Origin of the sequence: Sphingobium subterraneum (assembly GCF_014199435.1) — a bacterium.
Taxonomy (GTDB): Bacteria; Pseudomonadota; Alphaproteobacteria; order Sphingomonadales; family Sphingomonadaceae; genus Sphingobium; species Sphingobium subterraneum.
This window is the reverse complement of the sequence record NZ_JACIJP010000024.1, coordinates 1-3,583: the sequence shown is the minus strand read 5'-3', so window position 1 is coordinate 3,583 and position 3,583 is coordinate 1. Positions and strand designations below refer to the sequence as shown.

The 3,583-nt window shown below is 62.5% G+C and carries 2 protein-coding genes and 1 pseudogene; 2 read left to right on the top strand and 1 reads right to left on the bottom strand.

Going from position 1 to position 3,583, the window contains the following annotated elements:
• Positions 1 to 87: 87 nt before the first annotated feature.
• Positions 88 to 2,124, bottom strand: a pseudogene (locus FHS92_RS18700) (Tn3 family transposase); the annotation flags it as partial.
• A 140-nt stretch (positions 2,125 to 2,264) separates the two neighbouring features.
• On the opposite strand from FHS92_RS18700, the gene FHS92_RS17985 reads away from it, so the two are divergent.
• Positions 2,265 to 2,834, top strand: a complete 570-nt coding sequence (locus FHS92_RS17985) for a recombinase family protein (RefSeq protein ID WP_184081938.1) — start codon at positions 2,265 to 2,267, stop codon at positions 2,832 to 2,834.
• Entirely contained in the window at positions 2,835 to 3,524 is a 690-nt protein-coding gene (locus tag FHS92_RS17980) for a DUF7986 domain-containing protein (RefSeq protein WP_246352110.1), read from the top strand. It begins immediately after the preceding gene.
• The last annotated feature ends 59 nt before the right edge of the window (positions 3,525 to 3,583 follow it).

Below are 3,583 nucleotides of genomic sequence, written 5' to 3'. Positions count from 1 at the left end.
CTATATTGGCGCCGTATCGAAAGCTCCATTCGGCCTCGCGCTGACGAGCGTCGTCGTGGAAGCGCTTCGGTCAGTCGGGAACCATGCGGAGCTGGACGTGGCGCCGTCGCCCCAGACCCGCGAAAATGGCAGGCGGTGGTGCGCGTTGATGAGGACGGCCAGCGCCGCTCGGTAGCTGTCATCGCGGATATAGGCGTCATGGGTCCACAGGAGCTGATCGCGCGTGACGCCCTGGCTCGCGGCCGCCATGCGCGACAGGCCGAGATTGGTTGCGTCGGCGAGGATCGTGGCGAGCAGCGCGTTTTCATTGGGGCACGCCTCGCCGGTGCGCAGGTTGGTGAACGCTGCGAGAAAGCCGGTTTCCTGCGCCACCTCATGCAGCAGCTCGGTGATGCGGATGCGTGGCATCATGGCATCGAGCCGGTCAGCCAGTACTTCGGCATCGGGTGTCGCGATCGTGCGTATCGGCGATATCTGGAGGCGGCCGTCGCGGAACCGCACACCTTCCAGAGCGTCGCGCTTCAGGCGCTGGGCGAATTTCTTCAGCCGCCAGTCCAGTTCGCGGCCCCGCTGTTCGAGCCATTCGCTGGCTGTGGGTGGCAGGCCAAGAGCCGATACGATCGGCTTGGCCTTCGGATCGCTGAGCAGGTAGCTGTCGAACCGGCGGTATCCCGCCGATCGCTCCACCCAGACATCCCCGGACCGCAATTTGTTGCGCAGATGCGCGATCGTTGCGATCTCCCAAAGCCTCCGGTTGATCTTGCCGTCATCGCCAACAACGATTTTCCGCCATTCCTTGCGGAAGGGCATCGGAGCGTCGGGAGGCAGATCGCGTTTGCCCGACCTGTTGAGGTCGCGCAGCATCTCGACAGCGGCGATCGTCTTCGCGCTGCCCTTTCCCGCCCTGAACTGGAGCGCTTCAAGCAGATCAGGGGCGAACTTACGCAACGTCGCATAGCGATCGGCCGCGACCGTCAACGGGTCGAGGCTCGCGGTTTCCGCGATCGTCGCTACTTCTGGTCTGGCCTTCAGGAGGGTGTTCTACCCGACCGAAGCGTCCAGGGCCTCTATCGGATCTTCGCCGGTATCGACTGCATCGGTGAGTGCGTCGATCGTCCTGCGAAAGATCAGCATCAGCCGCGCGACGTTCTTCGACGTGGTGGCATAGCTGCGCGCCTGGGCGTTCTTCGCGCGGGTGAAGATGCTGCCGATCAGCTTGTCCGCCATCTCCAGAGCGCTGTCAGTCAGCCGTTCTTCGAGGTCGAGCAGGAAAGCAACAAGCGTGGCGCGCCGGCGGGAGGGGATATATCGCTCGATCATATAGGCAGGCGAAGCGCGGCCTTCCCTGACATATTGCCGAAATCGGTCCCCATGGATGCGGCCAGCTACGTCGGGAGAAATGCCGATCTTCCGCACTTGCCACAGGCGGTCGAGAATCTGGCGGATGTGATCGGGTTTGGCCGCGACGGGAATGGTCTTGAGCAAAGCAAGCTGGCTCATGCCGTCGGCGTCGTCAAAGAGCTGGTCGAGGGCGTGGACCTGTTCGGCGCTGAGATCGGCGATCAGGGCATAGGCGGCCTGCTTACGGGCACGCGCACGTCCCGCGCTGCTGGCGCGTTCGATGGTGGAGATGGACGGCAACAGAATCCGGACCTCGCGAAGGGCGGTGGCGACGCCGGTCGCGATCGTCATCCCCTTGTCGGTCGCCCATGCCGTTTTCGCGGCCGCTTCGATCATGAAGGGAATATCGGCGCGGGTCGCCCCCCGAAGTCCCAAGCGCACCGCCAACACACGGGCATGATCCGTCATTGTCTGATCTCGCGCCGCATAGTTGGCCAGGTCGGTTACGTGCAGTCCAAGTTGCTCCGCGACGAAGGCGGCGAGATCATGGGGTATCGCTCCCCTGTCCTGTATCAACTGCGCAAGCGTGATGCCCGGGTGCCGCAAGAGCGCGAGTTGCAGCGCGACGCCCAACTGGTTCCGTTGCTCCCGTCGCGCGCCGATGATCTCGATATCCGAAGGCTCGAAGGTGTAGAGCCGTGCCAAGTGGTCGCGATCAGTCGGGATGGCGAGGATCTGGTCGCGCTCGCTCTCGGTCAGGAGTTGATGCTTGCGCTTCGTCATGCCGATTCCCGTCCACAAAAGGTCATCTGTGCCTATGGACAGCCATGAGTAAAGAGACATAGTATGTGGACGGACATGGATTGGGCAAAGCGGTCGCCCTTCATAGCGTCCAGAGAACGACCGTTTGGGAGACGCACGGCATGGGCGATATTCTGGGCTATGCCCGCGTCAGCACCGGCGATCAGGATGTGGCGGGACAGACCATGCGTCTGGAGAAGGCCGGGGCCATCAAAGTGTTCGCCGACGTCATGTCGGGCAAGAGCATGGAGCGGCCCGGTCTGGCCGAGCTGATCGCCTATGCCCGCAGGGGCGACACGCTGGCGGTGGTCCGCCTCGATCGGCTCGGGCGCTCGCTCGCCGAATTGCTTGCCACGGTCGAGACGCTGCGCGGCCAGGGCATCGCGCTCCTGAGCCTCGAGGAAAAGATCGACACATCGTCGGCCGCCGGCGAACTCATCTTCCATGTGTTCGGAGCCATCGCCCATTTTGAGCGGAGGCTGATCTCCGAGCGGACCAGAGATGGCATCGCGGCCGCCCGCGCCAAGGGCAGGCTGCCGGGGCGGCAGCCGCTCGATATGGGCAAGGTTCATGCCGCCATCAAACTGGTCGAGGCCAGCATCTCGCCAACAGAAGCGGCACGACAACTCGGCATCGGTCGATCGACCATCTATCGCGAAATGCGCCGCCTCGGCGTGGAAAGGCCCGCCTGAATGTCCAGACCGAAATCCGCTCACGATCTCTCCGGACTGATGAAGTATATGAGGCGTGCGCCCTGGGACGAGATGATGGACGAGATGCTGGTCGCGCACCTTGGCCCGGCATGCGAGGCAACTGATCTTGAGCCTGATGATATATTCGACATCATCGGCGACCATTGGGAAGGCCAGCTATGGGGCTGTGCCTTTGAGGATTTGCTCACACAGGAACTGGAACCTGACAGCCTTAACCTCGTCGATGAGTATCTCAAGCGCCGGGGCTGGAACGAGAAGGTGCCGAACAAGGCCTATATGCGCGCGCTGCGCGATACGGTCATGTCGCTCTATGAAGTCAGCGAGGTCGTTCCCGGCCAGTCGATGACTTTGCGGGATCTTCTGCGTGATACCGTGCCGGTCACGGTGCGCGAGCACAGCGCTACCCAAACCCTTGTGAACTGGGACAAGATCGCTGCACGGATAGTCGATGTGAACGGGCGCTATGGCATCTCCGGCGCATTGCTGCCGTTCAGCGCGGATGGCGCCGAACGGGTGATCGAGGCCTTTTCCCAACTTGAAGCCAATGGGCCAGATACTGGCAGACTGTCCCCTCCCGAAAGGGAAGACCTTCTGAAAGCGTCAGGTCCGATTTTCACCAATATCTGGCTGCTCGGCTCTGTTGCAAAGATTGGCGGCAGTCAGAGGTAGGCTGTCGCTCTGCGCCGATCAGGCGGCTGCTGCGAAATGGTGGTTGAGCATGCCCATGG

What these genes read in the sequence shown, in the direction of transcription:
- FHS92_RS17985 (WP_184081938.1), top strand. Translation starts at nt 2,265, where the DNA reads ATGGGCGATATTCTGGGCTATGCCCGCGTCAGCACCGGCGATCAGGAT.
- FHS92_RS17980 (WP_246352110.1), top strand. Translation starts at nt 2,835, where the DNA reads ATGTCCAGACCGAAATCCGCTCACGATCTCTCCGGACTGATGAAGTAT.